This window comes from Roseivirga sp. UBA838, assembly GCF_002296035.1.
Taxonomy (GTDB): domain Bacteria; phylum Bacteroidota; class Bacteroidia; order Cytophagales; family Cyclobacteriaceae; genus Roseivirga; species Roseivirga thermotolerans.
This window is the reverse complement of sequence record NZ_DBHC01000008.1, coordinates 71,069-93,442: the sequence shown is the minus strand read 5'-3', so window position 1 is coordinate 93,442 and position 22,374 is coordinate 71,069. Positions and strand designations below refer to the sequence as shown.

22 protein-coding genes and 2 tRNA genes are annotated in these 22,374 nt (G+C 43.8%); 15 read left to right on the top strand and 9 right to left on the bottom strand.

The genetic code is table 11. The features are described from left to right. Positions 1-104: 104 nt before the first annotated feature. Positions 105-1,460, bottom strand: coding sequence for a magnesium transporter (mgtE, locus tag B3O12_RS02310; protein ID WP_286755145.1), 1,356 nt, complete (start codon positions 1,458-1,460; stop codon positions 105-107). 2 nt (positions 1,461-1,462) lie between these two features. Further along, positions 1,463-2,410, bottom strand: coding sequence for a succinylglutamate desuccinylase/aspartoacylase family protein (locus tag B3O12_RS02305; protein ID WP_229838755.1), 948 nt, complete (start codon positions 2,408-2,410; stop codon positions 1,463-1,465). Positions 2,411-2,789: 379 nt separating this feature from the next. Here B3O12_RS02305 and B3O12_RS02300 point away from each other — a divergent pair, with 379 nt between their 5' ends. The 6 genes from B3O12_RS02300 to B3O12_RS02275 all read left to right on the top strand — a co-directional run bounded on the left by B3O12_RS02300 (position 2,790) and on the right by B3O12_RS02275 (position 6,896). Then, positions 2,790-2,939: a hypothetical protein gene (locus B3O12_RS02300; protein ID WP_286755144.1), complete on the top strand. Its 150-nt coding sequence runs from the start codon at positions 2,790-2,792 to the stop codon at positions 2,937-2,939. A 14-nt stretch (positions 2,940-2,953) separates the two neighbouring features. Continuing rightward, positions 2,954-3,628 (top strand): RNA polymerase sigma factor, encoded by a 675-nt coding sequence (locus B3O12_RS02295; protein WP_286755143.1) that lies wholly within the window; start codon positions 2,954-2,956, stop codon positions 3,626-3,628. A 38-nt stretch (positions 3,629-3,666) separates the two neighbouring features. Further along, the gene (locus B3O12_RS02290) at positions 3,667-3,981 is read left to right on the top strand and encodes a hypothetical protein (RefSeq protein ID WP_286755142.1); all 315 of its coding nucleotides are present in this window, start codon (positions 3,667-3,669) and stop codon (positions 3,979-3,981) included. 10 nt (positions 3,982-3,991) lie between these two features. Continuing rightward, entirely contained in the window at positions 3,992-4,477 is a 486-nt protein-coding gene (locus B3O12_RS02285; protein WP_286755141.1) for a Spy/CpxP family protein refolding chaperone, read from the top strand. A 60-nt stretch (positions 4,478-4,537) separates the two neighbouring features. Beyond that, positions 4,538-5,680 carry a cytochrome-c peroxidase gene (locus B3O12_RS02280; RefSeq protein ID WP_286755140.1) on the top strand — a complete coding sequence of 381 codons (1,143 nt, stop codon included), beginning with the start codon at positions 4,538-4,540 and terminating at the stop codon, positions 5,678-5,680. A gap of 88 nt (positions 5,681-5,768) precedes the next feature. Next, positions 5,769-6,896 (top strand): amidohydrolase, encoded by a 1,128-nt coding sequence (locus tag B3O12_RS02275; RefSeq protein ID WP_286755138.1) that lies wholly within the window; start codon positions 5,769-5,771, stop codon positions 6,894-6,896. A gap of 59 nt (positions 6,897-6,955) precedes the next feature. On the opposite strand, the gene B3O12_RS02270 is transcribed toward B3O12_RS02275, so the two are convergent. The 3 genes from B3O12_RS02270 to B3O12_RS02260 all read right to left on the bottom strand — a co-directional run bounded on the left by B3O12_RS02270 (position 6,956) and on the right by B3O12_RS02260 (position 10,873). Beyond that, on the bottom strand, positions 6,956-9,520 hold the full coding sequence (locus B3O12_RS02270) for an ATP-dependent Clp protease ATP-binding subunit (RefSeq protein WP_286755137.1): 2,565 nt from the start codon (positions 9,518-9,520) through the stop codon (positions 6,956-6,958). Positions 9,521-9,614: 94 nt separating this feature from the next. Then, positions 9,615-10,250 (bottom strand): WbqC family protein, encoded by a 636-nt coding sequence (locus tag B3O12_RS02265; protein WP_286755136.1) that lies wholly within the window; start codon positions 10,248-10,250, stop codon positions 9,615-9,617. Continuing rightward, a complete protein-coding gene (locus B3O12_RS02260) occupies positions 10,250-10,873 on the bottom strand; it encodes an L-threonylcarbamoyladenylate synthase (RefSeq protein WP_286755135.1) in 624 nt (207 codons plus the stop codon). Before B3O12_RS02260 ends, B3O12_RS02265 begins: the two co-directional genes overlap by 1 nt. A gap of 51 nt (positions 10,874-10,924) precedes the next feature. Here B3O12_RS02260 and mltG point away from each other — a divergent pair, with 51 nt between their 5' ends. From mltG to B3O12_RS02230, 6 genes are all read left to right on the top strand, one after another. Beyond that, positions 10,925-11,959: an endolytic transglycosylase MltG gene (mltG, locus tag B3O12_RS02255; protein ID WP_286755134.1), complete on the top strand. Its 1,035-nt coding sequence runs from the start codon at positions 10,925-10,927 to the stop codon at positions 11,957-11,959. Between the two features lies 1 nt (position 11,960). Beyond that, positions 11,961-12,368 (top strand): acyl-CoA thioesterase, encoded by a 408-nt coding sequence (locus B3O12_RS02250; RefSeq protein ID WP_189631497.1) that lies wholly within the window; start codon positions 11,961-11,963, stop codon positions 12,366-12,368. Next, positions 12,365-13,315 carry a YihY/virulence factor BrkB family protein gene (locus B3O12_RS02245; protein ID WP_286755133.1) on the top strand — a complete coding sequence of 317 codons (951 nt, stop codon included), beginning with the start codon at positions 12,365-12,367 and terminating at the stop codon, positions 13,313-13,315. The genes B3O12_RS02250 and B3O12_RS02245 overlap by 4 nt, the downstream gene beginning before the upstream one ends. 64 nt (positions 13,316-13,379) lie before the next feature. Then, positions 13,380-13,464: transfer RNA gene (locus tag B3O12_RS02240), tRNA-Ser, on the top strand. A 19-nt stretch (positions 13,465-13,483) separates the two neighbouring features. Then, positions 13,484-13,555 (top strand) — tRNA-Glu (locus B3O12_RS02235). 161 nt (positions 13,556-13,716) lie between these two features. Then, complete coding sequence (locus tag B3O12_RS02230) at positions 13,717-16,752, top strand: DNA polymerase III subunit alpha (protein WP_286755132.1); 3,036 nt, start codon at positions 13,717-13,719, stop codon at positions 16,750-16,752. Here B3O12_RS02230 and B3O12_RS02225 read toward each other — a convergent pair. Genes B3O12_RS02225 through B3O12_RS02210 form a run of 4 tightly spaced genes read right to left on the bottom strand, consistent with a single transcriptional unit; the run spans position 16,745 to position 19,278 of the window. Continuing rightward, positions 16,745-17,359, bottom strand: coding sequence for a response regulator (locus B3O12_RS02225; RefSeq protein ID WP_286755131.1), 615 nt, complete (start codon positions 17,357-17,359; stop codon positions 16,745-16,747). The genes B3O12_RS02230 and B3O12_RS02225 overlap by 8 nt on opposite strands. Continuing rightward, a complete protein-coding gene (locus B3O12_RS02220) occupies positions 17,349-18,146 on the bottom strand; it encodes a sensor histidine kinase (protein ID WP_189631493.1) in 798 nt (265 codons plus the stop codon). Before B3O12_RS02220 ends, B3O12_RS02225 begins: the two co-directional genes overlap by 11 nt. Continuing rightward, a complete protein-coding gene (locus B3O12_RS02215) occupies positions 18,125-18,730 on the bottom strand; it encodes a hypothetical protein (protein ID WP_286755130.1) in 606 nt (201 codons plus the stop codon). Before B3O12_RS02215 ends, B3O12_RS02220 begins: the two co-directional genes overlap by 22 nt. 2 nt (positions 18,731-18,732) lie before the next feature. Beyond that, positions 18,733-19,278, bottom strand: coding sequence for a hypothetical protein (locus tag B3O12_RS02210; RefSeq protein ID WP_189631491.1), 546 nt, complete (start codon positions 19,276-19,278; stop codon positions 18,733-18,735). Between the two features lie 277 nt (positions 19,279-19,555). Between B3O12_RS02210 and B3O12_RS02205 the strand changes: the two genes are divergently transcribed. The 3 genes from B3O12_RS02205 to B3O12_RS02195 all read left to right on the top strand — a co-directional run bounded on the left by B3O12_RS02205 (position 19,556) and on the right by B3O12_RS02195 (position 21,893). Continuing rightward, positions 19,556-19,942: a hypothetical protein gene (locus B3O12_RS02205; RefSeq protein WP_189631490.1), complete on the top strand. Its 387-nt coding sequence runs from the start codon at positions 19,556-19,558 to the stop codon at positions 19,940-19,942. A 96-nt stretch (positions 19,943-20,038) separates the two neighbouring features. Then, positions 20,039-21,526 (top strand): bifunctional metallophosphatase/5'-nucleotidase, encoded by a 1,488-nt coding sequence (locus B3O12_RS02200; protein ID WP_286755129.1) that lies wholly within the window; start codon positions 20,039-20,041, stop codon positions 21,524-21,526. Continuing rightward, a complete protein-coding gene (locus B3O12_RS02195; protein ID WP_189631488.1) occupies positions 21,513-21,893 on the top strand; it encodes a VOC family protein in 381 nt (126 codons plus the stop codon). The genes B3O12_RS02200 and B3O12_RS02195 overlap by 14 nt, the downstream gene beginning before the upstream one ends. The last annotated feature ends 481 nt before the right edge of the window (positions 21,894-22,374 follow it).

Genomic DNA, 22,374 nt, shown 5'->3' with positions numbered 1-22,374 from the left:
GACTTAAGTAAGTAACCCTATTAATTAGAGAAAACTCAAATTAGTTCGGTTTTTTTAGTTCCGAACGGGTTGAATTCACCATGATTTGCCAACGCTTCGGGTATTTACACCAAATAGCTCATTGCCGCTCCGGCAAAGGTTAGAGCTAAGAAGAAGCCCAGCATATCGGTAACCGTTGTAAGAATAGGGCCCGATGCCAGAGCCGGGTCGGTGTTCATTTTTTTAAGAAACAACGGAATGGTGCCGCCAATGCTTACGGCCACAATGGTGTTAATGGCCAGAGCGCCACCCACAACAAGTCCTAAATAAAAATTGCCCATATAGATAAATGCTGCCAGACCAATGAGCAGGCCAAGTACCAACCCGTTGATAAGTCCTACCTTGATCTCTTGCCAAAGTACCCGGGCCAGTTCATAGGGCTTAACCAAACCCAGGGAAAGCTCGCGCAAACTTACCGCTACGGCCTGGTTGCCCGAACAGCCGCTCATGTCGGAAATAACAGGCAGGAACACGGCCAGGGCAATCACTTCTTCGAGGGTGTCCTGGTAAAAGGCAATAACACTTGCGGCAATAATGTTGAGCACAATGTTTACAGATAGCCACGAAAGCCTTCTTTTTGAACGAAGCCATACCGGCATAGAGCGGAGCTCCTCTCCTCCCACAATACCCTGGGTTTCCAAAAGCTCCAGGTTAGACCTTTCCGTTTCTGCTTCGCGAAGGTCTTTTCGGAGTACTATACCCAGCAGTTCTTCGGTTTCGCTTACCACGGGCACTCCAAAGAAATCGTATTTATCGAAAAAACCGATGAGCTCTTCCAAACGGGCATTGGGTAGCATGGTTTTAGCATTCTTAATGGCTATGGTATCCAGTTTGGTGTTGGGACGAGAAAGTAACAAATCGCGCATTTGCAAAACCCCGACAAAGCGGTTGTCGGAGGTAACATAAATATATTGTACGTGGTAGTCTTCGTATTCCTCGGCCTTTTCCTGAAGGTCTTTTACCGTTTGGGCTACCGTCATGGCCGAGTCATAGGCCAGGTATTCCGTTACCATTAGCCCACCGGCCGACTCAGAATCGTACTGTATGAGCTTTCTTACATTTTCGGCTTCCTGAGGCCGCATTTCTTCAAGAATGGCCTCGGCTTCTTCCGTTTCCAACTCGGCCAGAATATCTACCTGGTCATCGCTATACAACTCATTAAGAATAGAAGCAGCGGTTTCTATCTGAGCATTTTCTATGGCTTCTATGGCCTGGTTTTGGGGTATTCGCTCCAGAAGCATAGCGGCATCTTCCGGGCTTAAAAGGCCAATAAGCGAAACCTGTTCATCTTTGGAGAGCCGGTTGTAGGCATAGATCAGGTCTTCCGTTTTCAGGCTTTCCATCAACTGATGAATGCCCTCACTGTCTTTTAGTTCAATGAGCGAAGAGAGTTCTTCCAAAAATGTTATTTCTTTTTCCATAATTACTTTTGTACGCCTATGTGCATTAATGCATCGCCCTGATGTACTATGGGGTTGTTGTTAAGGCCTATTACATAGCCTGTTGCCGGGCTTTTAATCTTGTGCTTAAAAGCCCCGAAGGGTTCGGCTATATAGCCTACAATTTGATTTTTTTCTACAAAGTCTCCTGATTTTGCTCCGGCCAGAAAAATACCGGAATAGCGTGCCCTTACCCACGATGAATTGTAGATGACTCTGGTTTTTTGCATGGCATCTGGGGCTCTCTCGCGCATGCCCAGGTACTTCATTACCCTCAAAGCCCCGTTTATTCCTGCCTGAATGGCATGTTCATCGAAGCGAGCCGATTCCCCTCCTTCATAGACCAAAATATGCTTACCCATTCGGGCGGCTGTTTGTCTCAACGACTTTGGACGAAAGGGGGAGTTGAGAATAAAAGGAGGTTCAAACGCATTGGCAATGGCGCGGTTGCGTTCGTCTTTAAGTACACAGCGTATTTGTGGGTAATTGGTTCGGTCGGCCCCTCCGGTATGAAAATCGAGGCCCACATCTATTTTGGGTATGATATTATTGGTAAGGTAATGAGCCACGCGCGAGGCCAACGATCCGTTCTTATTTCCGGGAAACGACCGGTTTACATCTTTTCCATCGGGCACATAACGGCTAAAGTTAATGAACCCAAACATGTTGATGATGGGAATGCAGATTACTGTTCCAACTTTGGGTTTGTGTTGGTCTTTTTCAATAATTCTCCTGACTATCTCCGTTCCGTTAATTTCATCGCCATGCAGGCCTCCGCTTAGAAGAAGAGTGGGGCCATCTTCAAGAGCCCGGGCCACCGTAATCTTCAGGTTAATTTCTGAGTGAGAGGGCAATCGGGCAATATTTACGTTGATAACTGCTTCTTCGCCCGGCATTACGGGCTTTCCACTAATTATAAAGGGTGTTCTCAAAATCGCTGGCTGATTGTTTGGGCTAAATCTACACACAAACCCTGAATAGCCTTAGCCTAATTTAACTTTTCAGGGAGCAAGTTCGGGGCTTGTTTTTCATTAAGCCCTCCAAAAACAAAATCTAAAAGGTCATAAAAATGTTTAAAGCTACTGTCGGAGTCACCTTGCTGTTGGCCTCAATAGTTGCCATGCCTTTGGCTTTTGCGCAAAGCCTTTTGTTACAAGGGAAGAGGTCTCCCAAAGCGAGCCGCCTGGTCAGGTTTCCTATCATATTCCCGGGCTTTCCGAAGAACAGAATAACAGTATACACCAGACCAAACAAATAGCCGAACAACAGAAACAACCTTTGCAGGCTCGGCTGAGGATTGGAGAAGCCCGAATGGAGCAACTTCAATTGGCCCACAAAATAAATATGAAAGCGGTGGGTAGGGTAATTGAGCGAACAACGGATTTAAGGGCACAACTCCTCGTGCTAAAAGTGGAAAGTGTGGCAGAAATAAAGAGCCTGTTTGCGATGAGCAGCGACTAGCACTAAACAGGCAATTGCTGTACAGGCCAATAAAGCGGGGAGGGAATGAGGAGGCCCAAAAGCTTCTGAACCAAAACAGGGAGGATAACACCTCCTTCAACTTAGACCAACCATTGACAGAGCAAACACTTTTATTGGCCTTGAGAAACAGATCTGAAGAAGCTTTCAGGCAATTGGTAGAAGACTACAAAGACAAAGTGTACAACACCTGCCTGAGCCTCTTAAAGAATGAAGAAGAGGCTGAAGAAAGCGCCCAAGATGTATTCATGGAGGTGTATCGATCGGTAGAGAGTTTCAGGGCAGAGGCTAAGCTTTCTACCTGGATATACCGGATTGCCACTACCAAGAGTCTTGAAAAACTAAGAAGGATGAAAGCAAAAAAGCGCTTTGCGTGGATGAGGAGCCTTTCAGGAGGTGTGGCGCAGGGCTTCCAGCCTGCTGATTGGATGCATCCGGGAGTGGCTATGGAGCAACAGGAAAATGCCAAGGCTTTGCTGGCGGCTATCGATAAGCTCTCGGATAATCAGCGATTGGCATTTACTCTACACAAGCTGGAAGGGCTTTCTTATGAAGAAGTGACTCAGGTACTTCAGGTAAGTGTGTCATCGGTTGAGTCGCTCATGTTCAGGGCCAGGCAAAACCTAAAGAAGCAACTGAGAAACTTCTATGAAAAAAATATGATTGATTAACGCAAGAAAATTAAAGGGTTGGCATCCAATAAGATACCATGAAAGAGAAAGCAATTATAGCACAAAGGGTAGAGCAGAGTATGGCAAGTTTAGATGCTGTAGAAAGAGCGTTGGCACCTGCTTTTTTTTATAGCCGGCTGGAGGCCAGAATGGAAGCAGAGTTGTTGGGTAAGAGTGACCGCTATGCCTTTTTAGAAAATATGAAGCTATGCATGCTCTTGCTTCTTATTGTTCTGGTTTTCAATGGTTTTAGCTTGGTTCTGCTAGGGTATGAGCGACCTCTGCCTGTAGAAACTGCATGGGAAACGCTGTCTAGAGAATACTTTATGCCGTCCAACGAATTCGGTTATTAAATCTAAACAAATGAAAAGTTCAAGAATAATAGGCATTGCGGTAGTGTTTCTGGCGGTATTGAACGTGGTACTCCTGACCTTGCTTTGGTGGGGCAAACCAGATCAGCGCATTAAAAACGGTATGGAAGGACTGTTAATATTGGAACAAGAACTTGGCCTGACTGATGAGCAGTTGGAACAGTTAAAACGCTTGCGTCATAACCATTTTATAGAAGTGAATAGGCTGAGGGACCGAATGCACGAGGCTCGTGAGCAACTGCATGGTCTTTACGGAAAGCCGGAGGTGGTAGCCCTTACGGACAGTTTGAGCCGGGTAATAGGAGATAGTCAGGCCCGGATAGAGCAGGCCACCTTCAACCACTTCATGAAAATACGAGACCTGTGCGCTCAAGAACAGGTACAGGTTTTCGATGCCATTATTATGTCGGTATTAAAGCAAGGGGCTCCGCACAGCCGTATGCCACCACCGCAAAAGAAGAAAAGGCGCGGGCCATAAGACCTGTGAAACCTCAAAGCCGGAGTCGGACTGCACCAAAAATTTAAAACCAAACAAACTATGCGAACAAAGGCGATTTTTCTTTTGAGCCTGGCCATGCTATGTGCCAATTGCTCTCAAAACCTGGAAGAAGAAACCGTAGAGCCAAATGCTCTTGAGGGTTTGAACTTACCGGACAGTTGGTACAACTATGCCAACCCCGATCTTCCCGATCATTTTTTAGACAATGATATAAGGCGTATAGACAATACACCTACCAATAATCAGATAACCAATGCAGGGGCAACCCTGGGTAGAGTGCTTTTCTATGATGTTCGGTTAAGTGCAAACAATACCGTTTCATGCGCTTCTTGTCATGTGCAAGCCAAGGGTTTTTCCGATTCGCGGACTCGAAGCCTTGGTTTTGAAGGCGAAGAGACCGGCAGAAATAGCATGGGCTTGGCCAACGCCAGGTATTATAACAATGGCAGTTTCTTTTGGGATGAACGAGCCACAAGCCTGGAGGCACAAGTACTGATGCCTATTCAGGACGAGGTGGAAATGGGGTTAACCTTAGATGAACTGGTGGCTAAAGTTCAGGCACAACCTTACTATGAGCCGCTTTTTTTCGATGCTTTTGGTAGCTCGGCAGTTACTGCCGATAGAATAGCCAATTCGCTTGCCCAATTCGTAAGAGCCATGGCCTCATATCAGGCACCATACGATTTTGGGCTTGCTGCTGCCAACGGAAACAATAATGCCCGTTTTTCTAATTTTACTGAACTGGAGAATTTGGGTAAAGATTTATTTTTTAGCCGTAGAACACAGTGCTCCAATTGTCATGAAACAGTAGCGTTTAGTGGAGGTAGAGCCAGAAACAATGGGCTCAACGCCAATAGTACAGACCTGGGCCTTGGGGCAGTTACCGGCAATCAACGCGACAATGGTAAGTTCAAAGTCAATTCATTGAGAAACATTGAACTCACTAGCCCGTACATGCATGATGGACGTTTTGAAACTTTGGAGGAAGTAATCGACTTCTATAACCGGGGTGTTCAGAACCATCCTAATCTTGATGACCGATTGAGAGAAGGCAATAACCGGGCTATTCGAATGAATTTGAATGCGGAGGAGCAGCGAGCCTTGGTGGCCTTTTTGAGAACACTTACCGATCAGTCGTTTATAAGCGATGAAAAGTTCTCGAACCCTTTCGGTAATGATTGAGAATTTATAGTTCATATACTATATATTTTGGTTGAAGAAGGAGAGCTCGGATGGAGCTCTCCTTTGCTTTTTTAGGTATCTTTTTCCCATGCTCAAACTCAACGCTATTCAGAAGAGGCATTGGCTGCATCAACACCCGGAACTGTCCGGTAATGAAAGAGAGACGGCCCGCCAGATTGTAGACTGGCTGAGGCCACTTAAGCCCACACAGTTGATGGCTCCAATAGGTGGCCGCAGCGTATGGGCTATTTGGGACAGTGGGAAGCCGGGCAGGCATATTATGTTTAGGGCCGAATTAGATGCCCTGCCCATTGAAGAGGAGTTGGTTATTGAATATGCCTCTGTCAATAAAGGTATAAGCCATAAGTGTGGTCATGATGGGCACATGGCCATATTGTTAGAGTTGGCTTGCCGAATTGTAAGTGAGGGGATTGAAAAAGGGAAAGTCAGCCTCATGTTTCAATCGGCTGAAGAAACAGGGCAGGGCGCAGGCCGGGTTGTAAGCGACCCTCTCTTTAAAGAAAACAGGCCTGATGAAGCTTTTGCCTTACATAATTTACCCGGCTATCCTTTACACACCATCCTCAGTAGGGGTGGAGTTTTTTGTGCGGCATCTATTGGGCTTAAGTTGCTGTTCAAAGGTCATACTTCACACGCTAGTGAACCGGAGAAAGGTAAGAATCCCGCTCAAGCCATTGGTCAGTTTATTGTTTGTTTGCCGGAAAGGGTTAGGCAGTTGGGGCTTCATAGTCATACCTTTTATACCATTACCCATATAAATCTAGGCGATGAAAGTTTTGGTGTTTCAGCTGGTGAAGGAGAAGTCTGGATGACCATTCGATCGTTGTCCAATAACGAAATGAGGAGGCTATTGCAGGCTATTGAGAGCCAGGCGAACGAGTTGGCCCATCAGCAAAGTTTAGTTTTGGAAGTATCGAAGCATGAAAGCTTTCTGGCTACCACCAATCATAAAGAACAAGAAGAGGTGGTAAGGCAGGCGTGCCAAAAGCTTGGTCTTGAGGTTAGAACACTTCCCGAGCCCAATCTTTGGAGCGAAGACTTTGGTGTTTTTCTAGACGAAGTTCCGGGGGCGCTGCTTGGGCTTGGCAGTGGCAAAGGGTGTTTTCCTCTGCACCATCCTTTCTATGATTTTCCCGATGAGATTATTAACACCGGAGCAAGGCTTTTCTGGCAAATACTTATCAATCGGTTATAAAAAAGCCGGTTTTGGGAGACCTCCCAAAACCGGCTTTCGCTTACTATCTGTTTACCACATTAGTCTGTAGAGTCTTCCTCTTCAGTCTTTTTACTGGTTTTTCGTTTCTTTTTAATCTTTATGGTCAACTCTGCCTCGCCTTCTTTATGATCGGCCATCAGTGTATCGCCTTCGTTGATATCGCCTTTTAATATTTCTTCGGCAATTTGGTCTTCGAGATACTTCTGAATCGCACGATTCAAAGGTCTGGCTCCATATTGCGGATCAAAGCCCTTGTCGGCCAAAAAGTCTTTGGCTTTCTCGGTTAGGGTAATTTGGTAACCCATGGCTTCAATTCTGCTCAGGAGTTTCTTCAATGATATATCAATGATCTCGTGAATATGCTCTCTGGAAAGTGAGTTAAAGATTATCACATCATCCAACCTGTTCAAGAATTCAGGGCTAAAGGTCTTTTTAAGCGCTTTTTGGATAGTGTCTTTAATTATAGCTTCCTCGTTGTCACGCTTCACCTGAGTGCTAAACCCAATGCCAGTTCCAAAATCTTTTAAATCTCTTACCCCTATGTTCGAGGTCATGATGATAATCGTATTTCGGAAATCAACCCTTCGGCCCAAGCCATCAGTCAGAATACCATCGTCAAGTACCTGAAGAAGAATGTTGAACACATCGGGATGAGCTTTCTCAATCTCATCGAGCAGTACTACAGAATACGGTTTTCTTCTCACCTTTTCGGTAAGCTGACCACCTTCTTCATAGCCTACATAACCGGGAGGCGCTCCTACCAACCGCGAAACAGAGAATTTCTCCATGTATTCACTCATGTCAATGCGCACCAGTGAGTCTTCTTTATCGAAAAGATAAGTGGCCAATACTTTGGCCAACTCTGTTTTACCCACTCCGGTAGGGCCAAGGAATACGAAAGTACCAATTGGTTTTGAGGGGTCTTTGAGTCCTACTCTTGTGCGCTGAATAGCCTTGGTGAGCTTTTTAATGGCATCTTCCTGGCCTATAACCTTGCCACTAAGCTGGCTGGGCATGCCCACCAGTTTAGCTTGCTCTTTCTGAGCCACACGCTTGGTAGGTATGCCGGTCATCATGGCTATAACTTCTGCTACATTATCTTCATCTACTACGTATCGTTTAGACTTGCTCTCTTCTTCCCATTTGGCTTTGGCCTTGTCTAGCTGATCAATGAGCTTTTTCTCCTTATCTCTCAGTTGGGCAGCCTCTTCATACTTTTGGCTTTTTACTACCCTGTTCTTCTCCTTCTTTATTTCCTCGATCGATTCTTCCAGCTTCACAATTTCATCGGGTACATGGATGTTGTTTATGTGTACTCTGGCACCGGCTTCATCCAATACATCTATGGCCTTATCGGGCAAAAATCGGTCAGAAATATATCTGTCTGAGAGTGTAACGCAGGCTTTTATGGCTTCTTCGGTATAATTCACATGGTGGTGATCTTCATACCGTTCTTTAATGTTTTCGAGAATCTGAATGGTCTCTTCAGGAGTGGTAGGGTCTACCATTACCTGCTGGAATCTTCTGGCCAAAGCCCCGTCTTTTTCGATATACTGGCGGTACTCATCGAGTGTGGTAGCTCCAATGCATTGAATTTCTCCGCGTGCAAGAGCGGGCTTAAACATGTTGGAGGCATCGAGCGAACCAGATGCTCCTCCAGCTCCCACTATGGTGTGAAGCTCATCAATGAACAGAATCACTTCAGGAGACTTTTCCAGCTCATTCATAACGGCCTTCATGCGCTCTTCGAACTGTCCTCTGTACTTGGTTCCGGCAACCAAAGAGGCGAGGTCTAGAGTAACTACTCGTTTGTTGAATAGAACACGTGATACCTTCTTCTGAATAATCCGTAAGGCTAGTCCTTCGGCAATGGCCGATTTACCAACACCCGGTTCTCCAATAAGAATTGGGTTGTTTTTCTTCCTTCTCGAAAGAATTTGACCTACACGCTCAATTTCTTTTTCTCTGCCCACAATAGGGTCTAGCTTGCCTTCTTCGGCATATTTGGTCAGGTCTCTGCCAAAATTATCCAACACCGGGGTTCTTGATTTCTCAGAACCTTTGCCTGTAGGTCGGTCAGATGAGCCCCCGCCAGATGCTCCACTGCTAAACATGCGTGAAGAGTCATCGTCCGGGTCGTCAGTGTCTGACGAAGCAATAGGATTATCTGTTTGGTATTCGAGCATCTCTTTAACCACCTCATAGTTCACATCGAATTTCTCGAGAATTTGGGTAGCAATATTATCTTCATCGCGCAGAATAGATAATAGTAAATGCTCTGTGCCAATAAGCTGGCTTTTAAATATTTTTGCTTCTAAGTAGGTGATTTTCAGTACCTTTTCTGATTGTCTTGTCAGAGGAATATTGGCCAGGTTTTTTACATTGTGATTGGCTGTTCCCTTGGTTGCTCTTTCTATGGCTTCTCTTAGCTCTTCCAAAGAAGTGCCAAGCTTTTTCAAGATGCTTACGGCTACTCCTTCACCCTCACGAATCATTCCTAAAAGCAAGTGTTCTGTGCCTATGTAATCGTGGCCGAGACGCAGCGCCTCTTCCCGACTAAGCGAAATCACTTCCTTTACTCTATTTGAAAATTTTGCTTCCATTTATCGCCTTTCTCTTGGTCTAATGTTAGTCTATTAAACCCCAAACAATTTAATAAGATATGGTTAAGATTTAATAGAAAACGGTATCAAAAACCTATTTGTTCTTTAAGAATACACCTGACTGCTTCAAAACCATTAAGGCATTCGGCCCTACACAGAACAACAAGTCTAATATGCTGAGGTTAGGTACAAAGTTTTTGCCAAACATCTGATAGTACTCCTTTGGCTGAAACCATGTCATGCTTTCTAATGGCTTTTTAGGATGCACGGCAGACCTTGCATCCAAAATACCCTTTGCCGGGGTCAATTCAAACTTTTTAGTGAATTCGATGCTCACATTCAGTTGAAGCAGTCTAAGACATAATGTCAGCAACGGCTGATTTAGTTCAATTAGATGTTTTTTTTCCTTCTTAAGTTCATTCTCGAAGTAGGTCGAATAGTACTCAAAAAAGGGTGCTTTGCCATAGGCCGATTGAATAGCCCGCCAATGGTTGTTGATCCACTTCTGGCGGTGGTCAATTTGCATGTTGCGAATTGGAATCTTGCTGTTGGCAGAATGTACCGGAACAGTGAGCCTTTGTGTGCCATGAGAGGTTAAAATCTCGCACCGGTTACGGTAGGTTTGCTTTTCGAAATTTTCGTTTACCTCTATAAATACTTCTTCTGCGTGGCATAAAAGAGTGAAATAAGCCACCGAAGGCATGTATTGTGTTTCAATCAATACTTTCACTACATAAACTCTTCAATGTCTCCCAAGCCTTCCCTGATTACTTCGAAGTAATCGCCCGAACAGTCGACAACAGTCGATGGCATATTGCCGCCATAGCCTCCGTCAATCACAATGTCTACCAGATTCTCATACTTTTCGTAAATCAATTCAGGGTCTGTCGAATACTCAATCACTTCGTCTTCGTCTCTTATCGATGTGGTGATAATGGGATTGCCCAGCCGCTTTACCAATTCCCGGGGAATATTGTTGTTGGGAACTCGAATACCCACTGTCTTCTTTTTGGCATTCAACACTTTAGGTGCCTTGCTGCTGGCTTCCAAAATAAAGGTAAAAGGGCCCGGAAGCGCCTTTTTCATTACTTTAAACACCGGGGTACTCAGGTGTTTAGTGTATTCTGAGATCTCACTCAGGTCGTAACAAATAAATGAGAGCGCCTGTGGCTTTGTGTTCTTTATCTGACAAACCCTTTGCACGGCCTTTGTGTTGCTAAAATCGCATCCAATTCCATAAACAGTATCGGTAGGGTAAATCACTACTCCTCCATTTCTCAAAACTTTCACAATCTGATCGAGTTTATGAGGTTCAGGGTTTTCTTCGTACAGTCGAATGAACTCAGCCGGCATCACTTTGAAATAAAACCGAAGTTAGGACAAATTCACTATTTTTGTGCCCCTATGCAGAAAAGAAAGCGCTTTGTGTTGTTTATGGTCATCTTCTCTCTGTTGCTGACCACCTTTTCGTTCTATTTCTATCAGTTGTTTTATGGAGCCAATATTCTAACGGAGTCCGAAGCTCAGACCATACTCATAGATCATGACGATACCTTCGATTCACTAAGAAATAACCTTTATGAAGCCAGGGTTATCGAAGATGCCGTTTCATTCAGTTTTGTGGCCAAAATATTGCGCTACCAAAAAGCTGTGAAGCCGGGTGTTTATTTGCTCGACTCTAAAATGAGCAACCTTGACGCCATCAGAAAACTGCGGGCCGGCAACCAAACTCCGGTCGATATTACCTTCAATAACGTGCGCTTTAAATCGGAACTTTCGGAAAAAATCACCTCTAATGTGGGGGCGAGCACCGAGGAGTTCGAGGCCTTGTTAAGCGATGACGAGTATCTGGCAGAATTTGGGTTCAACAGCCAGAATGTTATGGCCATGTTTATTCCTAATACCTATGAGGTCTATTGGACCATATCGGCCAAAGGGCTCTTTGAACGAATGCACAAAGAGTATATGAACTTTTGGACGGAAGAACGAAAGAACAAAGCGGTTGCCATTGGGCTAAGCCCCGTTGAGGTAGCTACTTTGGCCTCTATCGTTCAGGATGAAAGCATAATGGGAGATGAAAAACCCAAAATTGCCGGCTTGTACATTAACAGGCTCAATAAAAAGATGCTTTTACAAGCTGACCCGACAGTGAAGTTTGCTCTTGGCGACTTTACTATTAAGCGTGTTTTAACAGCCGATACGCAGGTGGATAGCCCCTACAACACCTATCGCTATCGAGGACTTCCCCCCGGCCCTATTAATCTGCCCTCAATCAGTTCCCTAAATGCCGTTCTGAATTACGAAGAGCATTCTTATATTTATATGTGTGCCAAAGAAGATTTCTCTGGTTACCACCGCTTTGCTAAAACCCTGGCCGAACACAACCGAAATGCCAGGCTGTTTCAGCAGGCACTAAACAAAAGAAACATATACAGATAACATGTATAAGGCCGATGTTCAGGTACGCGTAAGGTATGCCGAAACTGATCAGATGGGATATGCCTATTATGGTAACTATGCTACCTACTATGAAGTAGCTAGGGTAGAGGCTATGAGACAAGCCGGGTTCCAGTATAAAAAAATGGAAGAAGAAGGGGTGATGATGCCCGTAACCGAACTCCACTGTAAGTTTATCAGGCCAGCGAAATACGATGAACTACTTACTGTGAGAGTGAGTATACCCTCCTTGCCGGAAATGCGCATGAAGTTTTTGTACGAAGTGTTCAATGAACAGGGCATTAAACTTAATCAGGGAGAGACTACTTTGGCTTTTATCAATAAGTCTACGGGAAGGCCCTGCCGGGCACCGGGCTATTTGCTGGAACTTTTGAAGCCACATTTCGAATGAAAAGTCGTTTAGTCAATCTGGTAGTAAATCATCAGGCATATAAGAGGTTTGTCTCTTTTTTGCAGAGAATAAAGATTGGCAAAGAGAAGGTAGGTTTGTACGAGGCAATTGTCATCTTTTTGCAAAAAATGGGTGATGATGAAATAGTAGGAAGAGCCAATGCCGTTGCCTTTAGTTTTACTATGGCTATTTTCCCTGCCATAATCTTCCTGTTTACGTTAACCCCATATATTCAAATATTCTTTCCGGAGGTCACCAATGAGGAGATCATTATGTTCATGGAGAATATATTGCCAAAGAACCTGTATAATGCGGCTTCTACCACTATTCACGACATTATTAGTAAGCAAAGAGGAGGGCTCCTTTCTTTTGGTTTTATACTTACACTGGTGCTTTCTACCAATGGAATGAATGCTCTGATGGCGGCATTCAACGCCTGTTATAAAACAGTTGAAACCCGCGGTTTCATTAAAATGAGGTTTATTGCTACCATGCTCATTTTTATACTATCACTCTCTGTGATTATTTCAATTGCACTGCTGGTGGTTGGGCAGCAATTGTTGCAGGACAATAAGGTAAGGGAGTTTGTGCAAGATGTAATCTCTCTGGATCTTGTGTTGGTATTGCGGTTTGTGGTTATTTATTTAATCTTTCAAATTGCTATTTCCTGTATATACTACTTTGCCCCTGCGGTTCATGAACGCTGGCATTTCTTTAGTGCCGGATCCATATTTTCTACCTTGGCTTGCATTGCCGCATTTTTTGGCTTTTCCTTTTACATCAACAATTTCGGTACATATAATAAGCTCTACGGTTCAATAGGAGTCTTACTGGTGCTCATGCTATTGTTGTTCATTCTCTCGCTCATATTGCTGGTAGGCTTTGAAATGAATGCTGCTTTGGACAAGGCCAAGTTTGATAAGCTAAAAGCTGAGAATAATATTTGAGCATTCTTGTTTGAAGAAAAAAAATTCCATTTATCTTTGCAGTCCCAATCGGGAGATCACATCCAGAGGAGTGGCGGAGTGGTCGAACGCGGCGGTCTTGAAAACCGTTGTACCGCAAGGTACCGGGGGTTCGAATCCCTCCTCCTCTGCACTTATTGACAATGTCACGGTCCCTTCGTCTAGGGGTTAGGACGCCAGGTTTTCATCCTGGAAACAGGGGTTCGATTCCCCTAGGGACTGCTTAAAAGCTCGGCAATGCTGCTGGGCTTTTTTTTTATCCTTACCTATTCAGCCATATTTTAGTTAGAAAACTAATTTTATTAGTTTACTATTTTTATTAGCTTTGTTCTTATGGTCCAGTGAATGGATGAGCGTTTTCTATCGCGGTTGCACATGGCAATATGTACATTAACTGTCATTCATATTTTAGCTTTAAGTATGGTACTATACGAACGGCCAATTTATTGGAGCTGATGCAACAGGCTGGGGTAAAGAGTATGGCTCTTACCGATATTAATAGTACTGCGGCCTCCCTCAATTTTGTACGTTTGGCTCCTCGCTATGGTGTTAAACCTATTTTAGGTATAGACTTTAGAAATGGAGCTGATCAATTGTATGTGGCTATTGCCCGAAATAATGAGGGCTTTAGAGAGCTCAATGATTACCTCTCAAAATATTTGCACTCCAGAGAAAAGATTCCGTACCGTGCCCCTCGTTTTAATCAGGCGTTGGTTATATACCCTTTCGAAAAATATACAGGCTTTAATCTCAATGATTATGAATATGTGGGGGTAAAGCCCAAAGATTTACCAAGGTTGGTTTATCCTCCTCATGCAATTGACAAAGAAAAGATGGTGGCTATGCCAACGGCCACTTTTAGAAGTAGTGTAAATACCAAAACCGGAGAGCGGGAGGTATTAAAGCGCGATTTCAATGCTCACCGGTTGTTAAGAGCCATTGCCAATAACATGTTGTTGAGCAGATTGCCGCGCTCTGAAGAGGCATACCCTGGCGATTTTATTTATCCGGCCGAAGAGCTAAGACGGTTATATGGCAACCATCTCTACCTGATAGAAAATGCGGAGAAGCTTTTAAGTATTTGTGAGATACACTTCGATTTTGAGGGAGAGAACCTGAATAAGAATCTTCGTTGTTTTTGCGAAACCCCTGAGCAAGACTATGCCATGTTGGAAAGGCTTTGTGAGGAAGGGCTCTATTATCGCTATCCCAATCCTTCTCAGAAAATAAAGCAAAGAGTAAAAACAGAGTTGGATGTAATAAAACAACAAGGGTTTATGTCTTATTTTCTTATTAACTGGAAGCTGTGTAAGTATGCCAGGGAGAAGGGATATTATTATGTGGGAAGGGGTAGTGGAGCCAATAGTGTAGTGGCTTATTTGTTGCGAATTACAGATGTAGATCCTATTGAGCTGGACTTGTATTTTGAGAGATTTATTAATCTCTATCGTCAAAATCCTCCTGATTTCGATATTGATTTTTCATGGAAGGATAGAGAAGATATTACAGAGTTTATTTTCAGAGAATTTCAGCATGGAGAGGGAGGGAATGTGGCTCTGTTGGCTACTTATAGTACTTTTCAGTTTAGAGCGGTGGTTAGGGAGTTGGGCAAGGTGCTGGGGCTTCCTCCCCATGAGATAGAATATATTCAAAAGGCTGAGCTTCGGAAGTTGGATCATACTCAGCAGTTGGTGCTGCGCTACGGGCATTATATTGAAGGTTTTCCGAGTCATTTGAGTATACATGCCGGAGGAATTCTCATTGCTGAAAGGCCTATTCATTACTACACGGCAACCGATTTGCCTCCCAAGGGTTTTCCTACAACTCATTTCGATATGGTTGTGGCCGAAGACATTGGGCTATATAAGTTTGATATCCTTAGCCAGCGGGGACTGGGCAAAATTCGTGATAGCCTGGAAGTTATTCGTAGAAACCACCCCGACAGGCCTCCAATTGATATTCATGATATTGCTTGCTTCAAGAAGGACGAACGTGTAAAGAATTTGCTGCGCGAGGGCAAGGCTATAGGTTGTTTTTATGTGGAGTCTCCGGCTATGCGCATGTTGCTCAAGAAGCTGAGGGTAGATGAATACCTGGGTCTGGTTGCTGCCAGTTCTGTCATTCGGCCCGGGGTAGCCAGATCAGGTATGATGCGGCAATATATTCTGAGGTTTCGTGAGCCGGAGAGAAGAAAGGAGGCGCACCCTATTCTGCGTGAGATTATGCCCGATACTTATGGGGTAATGGTGTACCAGGAAGATGTGATTAAAGTGGCGCACTATTTTGCCGGATTGAGCCTGGCAGAGGCTGATGTGCTACGCAGAGGTATGTCAGGTAAGTATCGTTCCAGAGAGGAGTTTCAGAAAGTACGGGATAAATACTTTGAGAAGTGCAAAGAAAAGGGGCACTCGTATGAATTGGCGGCTGATGTATGGCGTCAAATAGAAAGTTTTGCCGGTTATGCTTTTGCCAAAGGGCACTCGGCCAGCTATGCCGTAGAGAGTTATCAGAGTTTGTACCTAAAGGCACACTATCCGTTGGAGTATATGGTAGCTACTATGAATAATGGTGGCGGGTTTTATAGTGTAGAGCTATATGCGCATGAGGCCTATATGCATGGGGGCGATGTGCAGCCTCCTTGTGTAAATTTGAGTGAAGAGCTTTGTGTCATTTATGGGCGTAGTATTTTCATAGGCCTCGGTTTTATTGGCGATTTAGATAAAACTACTGTAGCGGCCATTTTGGAAGAAAGAACAGCCAATGGGGTTTTTATGAGCTTTGATAATTTTTTGAAGCGGGTATCTATTTCTCTGGAACAAGTGACCCTTTTGGTGAGAATTGATGCATTTAGATTTACCGGACGGTCGAAGAAAGAGTTGTTGTGGGAAGCACATTTTCAGCTTAGTCATGCAAAGAAGACCCGGCCGGTAAAAATGCTTTTCGACCCCAAAGTAAAGCGTTTTAGCATACCTCCTCTAAGCTATGATAGGCTGGAAGATGCTTTTGATCAGATTGACCTTTTGGGTTTTCCGTTGTGTAATCCTTTCGATTTGCTTCAGGAGTTGCCGGCACAAGAGGTTTTGGTTAGCCAAATGGAGCGGTTTAAGAATAAGGTAGTTACTATGGTGGGGTATCTGGTGCACATAAAGAACACCAATACTTCAGGTGGCAAGCGTATGCAGTTTGGTACCTGGATAGACCGTGAGGGCCACTTTATAGACAGCACGCACTTTCCGCCTGTTGCAGCAAGGTATCCGTTTCGGGGAAAGGGTATTTATGCTATTGAAGGTAAAATTGTGGAAGAATTTGACTTTTTGAGCCTGGAGGTTATTTCTATGCGAAAGCTCCGGTATATTCATGATCCGCGAGTGGCAGAGGAGCCCCGGCATGCCACAATGGGTGCTTTAAATCCTATATAATGCCTTGATTGAGAGCAAATTGTATGAGTTGTGAGGTGTTGTGTAACTCTGTTTTTCTAAGAATGTTTCTACGGTGGGTTTTCACCGTGCTTTCGGCAATAAAGAGTTTATCGGCAATTTCAGTGCTGGTGAGCCCCTCGGCCAAGAGTTTAATAATTTCTATTTCGCGGTCGCCTAGTTTGTATTGGCTTACGGTATTGCTTGCATCATCAAAGGTGTGAACCATATCGTAGTACGATTTTCCACTATGCACCCGATAGATAGCCTCTTTTAGTTCCTGCCCTGTATTGCTTTTTAATAAAGAACCATCTATGCCAATTCTGAGCATTTCTTCAATAAAAGACTTCTGAGCATACATGGTGAGCACTATAATTTTAACACGTTGATGCTTCTGTCTGATTTTTCGGGCACAGGTTAGCCCATCCATTATAGGCATGTTAATGTCTAAAACAACCACATCGGCATAGTGAGTATCCAGAAAGTCCAGAACCTCCTTTCCGTTGTGTGCTTCTCCGCAAACATCAATTTCGGGGTGTGCCGATAGTACAGCCTTCAGGCCTTCGATAACAATGGCATGATCATCGGCCAATAATACTTTAATTTTCATAGAGCGGAATTTCAATGGTGATAGAAGTTCCTCCGGAATTGGATAGAATGTACAGTTCTCCGGAGAGTTCGTTTATTCTCGATCGTATATTCAATAACCCCATCCCTTTTTTGGCCTTTCCAATGTCAAAGCCCACACCATTGTCTTTATATATAAGGTGAAGGTGCTGCCTTTCGTCTTGGTGAATGTCTATGCTGATTTGCCCGGCATAAGCATGCTTAAGAGTGTTATTCACCAATTCCTGAATTACTCTGTAGAGCTGGTAAGCCATATTGCTCGATAGGTTGTCTTCAAGAATTACTGAGGTGGTTATTTTTATTTTCTTAAGCGACTCTATGGTGGATTTTAGGTCGGCAATGGCCGTTTCAAGGCCAAAGTGTTTCAAGGCTACAGAATCTAACTCGTGTGAAAGCTTGCGTGTTTCATTGCTGGCCTGTTCAACCAGTTGACTTATTTTGCTTAGAAATTCATTTTTTTGGTTGGTCGATGGAGCTGAAACTGCAGAGTCGGCATACATTTTTAGAGTAACCAATTGACTGCCCAGATTGTCATGCAACTCTTGAGAAATACGCTTACGCTCCATGTCTTGCCCTTTCAATAGTGTATAGGCCGAGTGCAATTCTTGCTGTTTCAGAAGGTCTTCAATTTCCTGAAAAGCAATTTTTTTCTTGAGGAGTTTTCTTTGGTAGAAGTAAATAAAAAAAGTGACTCCAAAAGCCAGCAGCAACATGCCTATGGTGCCCAGAATTAGAAATGCTTGGTAGTTTATTTGAGTGTCATTTTCCATAGGCCAATAGCAATAAAGGTGTTTTTGAGCACATTGGAGATGTTATGGAGAATCCACAGAGGCTCATCGACCAGGATGTACCGACTAAACACAAAGGTGAGAAAAGCACCTGAGAAGTAGGTGAGAAGACCTACTGTGATCCAAAACAAGGGCGATTTTTCCAAAAACAGGTCTTCTTCGTTGTGAAAAAACTGATAGAAAAGACGAAGACATAGAAAGATAATAAGCAGACATTCAATAGATCTGCCAATGGTATTGAACATGCCCATTTCAAAAAGCAGTGAGTTAATGGTATAGTAAATGCCGTAGCATACAGCCAAGAAGGGAATCCACCTTCTGTTTTCCAGTACTTTGTAGAAAAAGAGAAACAGGAGCATGGCTTCCACTAAACCATAGGCATGAAGAAAGAGGTAATTAGAGCCCTTTACCACATAAATAGAGAGTAAGTCTGAGGCAAAGGAGACTAATACAAAGAGCATAATGACTCTGAACCGGTCATTATGCTTTTGAGTAAGGTAAATACCAATGGGAATAAGTGGAGAAAACACAGATGAGTAAATAAATATGTAGTCCCAGTTATTCATTATTATTTACCTGGGTCACAATTGTTAGGACAGGGGGCGGAGGTGTTGAGTACCACTTCTTCTTCCAAAAAGTTGGGAGGGTTAACCTGAACAAAGTCTTTTCCATTGCCTCTTACGGGTACGGCCAGCAGATCTATATGGCCTGGAGTATTTTTGATGTTCCAGGTTAAGTAAATTCTCAATCCCTGTACCCTCTCTTCAGGGTCATCTCCAATGTCTTCATTTATTCTTTTAATTCGAGAAAACAACGTGTCGAAGTGAGCCGATCCAAAGGCGAAAGCAAAAGGGGTGATTCGTAAGGAGTCAGCGGTGCTGCTTCTTCGGTTTTCCCGATTGAACACTTTCATTTTGTCTTGAGCTTCCTTTAGCGAAATAAGTGATCCGGTACCCTCGGGGTCGATTCTGCTGCCTTGAAATTTTTGCTGAAGACTTGGCGTGGCACTAAGCTTATCGAGAAACTTATCATCTTCTGTAGGTACCAGTATTCTGATAACCGCCAGCGCCAGGAGAGTGGCAAACACGAAGGTTAAGGTCTTGTAAATGTTCATGGTATGGTTGGTTTGGTTTGTGTGTCAAGTTGAGTTGCATAAGTGCGCTGATCAATACCTATCAGGGAGTATTCTTGGTGAGAGGGTGTTTGCCGGAATGTTTATGAAAGTACTAATTCTTTCCCAGAAAAGCATGAGTGTATTCCAGGGTCGTGCTAAGGCTGACCGTTGATCAGATTACTTAGAAAGATAGGAATCTTACCCCTTGGGAGGTATTGAAGCCCTGCTGAACATGAGTGATGTTTGATTCAAGTTGTCAAATCAAACATTTATAATCATGAAAGAAGAATTCTATTTTAAGCGTTTGCCAGATCTAAGCAAGGATGAGGTAAACTATCTGTCTCAGGTACCCGATTTCAGTTTAGATGCTGATAACTACGCGGATTTTGAGCTGCAAAGTTGCTGGTCCTATGGGCCTTTGGGAATTTGTCTCCGTCAGGAGGCCGATAGAATCAGAGCCTACTTTTTTATATATGGGGTAAAAGTAGGTAGTGCTACCCTTTTGAAAACGAAACCATGTGTAGGCTGGGGATATGATGAGAATGGTATTAAAGTTTCTATCGAGGTATGCGCAGACTTTAACAGAAGACGTGTTGTAGCACGAGGTAAAATATGCCTGTTTATTGCCTGTGCTGAGTTTAATCAAGTAATCTTTAATTGGTAGCAAGGGTTGAATTAGCCAAATGTGCCCACTAGGCAAGGCGCATTTGGTTTTTTTACACAACACAAAAGCGTAACTTTTGGCGGTAAACACAGCGTCATGAAAAAGTTACTCCTTTTATCCCTTCTGGCTCTTATCTTTCATTCTTGTGAGAAGAGTGAAACGGTTGAGTTTATTATTCTCCAAATGAACGATGTCTATGAAATAGCACCTATTGAAGGTGGTAAATCGGCAGGCATGGCTCGGGTGGCTACCATTAAGAAGCAGCTCCTTCAGGAGAATCCACACGTAATTACAACCCTTTCTGGCGATTTTGTGAGTCCATCGTTGTTGGGTACGCTTACCTATGAGGGGGAGAAAATTGCCGGCAGACACATGGTGGAAGTAATGAATGCTGTGGGAGTAGATATTGTGGTGCCCGGCAACCATGAATACGACATTAAGGAAGGAGAACACCTAAAAAGAATTGCCGAATCGGACTTTCAATGGACCACCACCAATTGTTTTCATAGAGTAGACGGAAAGCTTACTGACTGGAAGCAAAAAGGACAGCCATTTCCTGACCATGTCATGTACAGTATAAATGGAGTTGATGTGGCTTTTTTTGGGTCAACGGTACCGTTCAATAAAGCCTCTTATGTGGGGTATACCGATAAATACGAGTCGGTAAAATCCACGTATGAAAAAGTGAAGGATCAGGCAGAAGTGCTGGTGGCTATTACACATCTGGAAGAAGAAATGGATGACTCATTGGCCAGGTATTTTGTGCCTGAGTTAGACCTCATTTTAGGAGGGCACGATCATACCAATATGAAGTATGTTATAGGTAATACCATTTTGACCAAGGCCGATGCCAATGCTAAAACCGTATACGTGCACCGAATCACTTACAATAAGGCCACTAAAGTAACCGACATTCTGTCGGAACTGGTAACTATTGATGATTCCGTGGAGGAAGATCCGGAAGTGAAGGCGGTAGTAGACAAATGGGTGGCTATTGGCAATGAAAGTATGGCCGGCATGGGCTATACTCCCGATGCGGTGGTAATGACCACGACCGATACACTCGATGGCCGAGAAAGCAGTATTCGATACCGCCCTACTAACTATCCTATACTAACAGCCCAATCCTTTTTATATGTTGCCCCGGAAGCCGATTTGGCCATTCTTAACTCCGGTTCCATTCGGTTAGACGACCAACTTACAGGTATCATAACAGAGTACGATATCCTGCGTTCCTTCCCTTTTGGAGGAGGAATATCGCTGGTAAAACTCAATGGCTCTGTGATTGAGCGAGTGCTTGAAACAGGCACCGTAACCAATGTGGGTTTGGGAGGTTACCTGCAGTTGGCCAATGCAGAAAAGAGAGAAGGTAAATGGTACATTAAAGGAGAGCCCCTAAACCCGGCCAGGCAATATGTGTTAGCGCTACCTCAATTTGTAATGGGTGGCGGAGAAGCCAACCTCGAGTTTCTCAAAAACTATGAAGATACGGCTAGTAACCCGGAGGCTTTTGGCCAGATAAAGAACGATGTGCGAGATATTATAATGGCCTATTTAAAACAGCAATCAAATGAAGCCGGATAAACCTTTTCTGGATCATTTTGCGCCTGTGGTGCCCGTAACCAATATAGAAGAAACCATTGCCTGGTATGAAGATAAATTGAGGTTTACAGTGGAGTTCACCTGGGAAACCCCGGTTACCTATGCTATTCTTAAAAGAGACCAACTGGTTATTCATTTTTCGGAGGCACCAACAGACTTTCAGTTGCAGCGGGTACACCCCACGCTTTATGTCTTTGTTCGCAATGTCGAATCGCTCTACCGGGAGTTCAAGTCAAAAGGACTGAAAGTGAGTGAGCTGGTGAAGGCTGACTATGGAATGACCGATTTTGATTTATATGATCTCAATGGTTTTAGGATCAGCTTTGGACAAGGCAATGAAGAAGAGTAAGTGCCAAAAGTAGGGTGTGCTTGACCTGCGGTGTATAATTGTTGTTAAGCCCCGATTTTCTCCATTAAATAATTGTAAAAAAGGGCCTAAGCTTTTTTGGATAATGCAAACGATTGCATAATATTGCAATCGGAAATGGAGATTCAGCCTGACGGGCAGTTTAGAATTTTGTAAGTAAGGTAAACTAATGGAGGTATTAAAGTCTAGTCAAATGAGCGAGTCTAACGCCAACAAGGTTAAAACGGGTGCAGGCTTGCATCAAGAAAGAAGTTCACAAAGTTTCAATCACCAGCGCGTTTCAGTGAGAGATATAATTGTGGATTATTACCGAAAAGGTAAATAAAGGAGCCCCGAAAGGGGCTTTTTTATTGCCTTTACATTTCAACAGAAGCTCTCTGTATAGAAGCTACAAACCTTTGAATCTTTATGTGGTCTTGGGTTCCAATTAATGAGTTATTTCTGCATGGTGGTGAGGTGCATA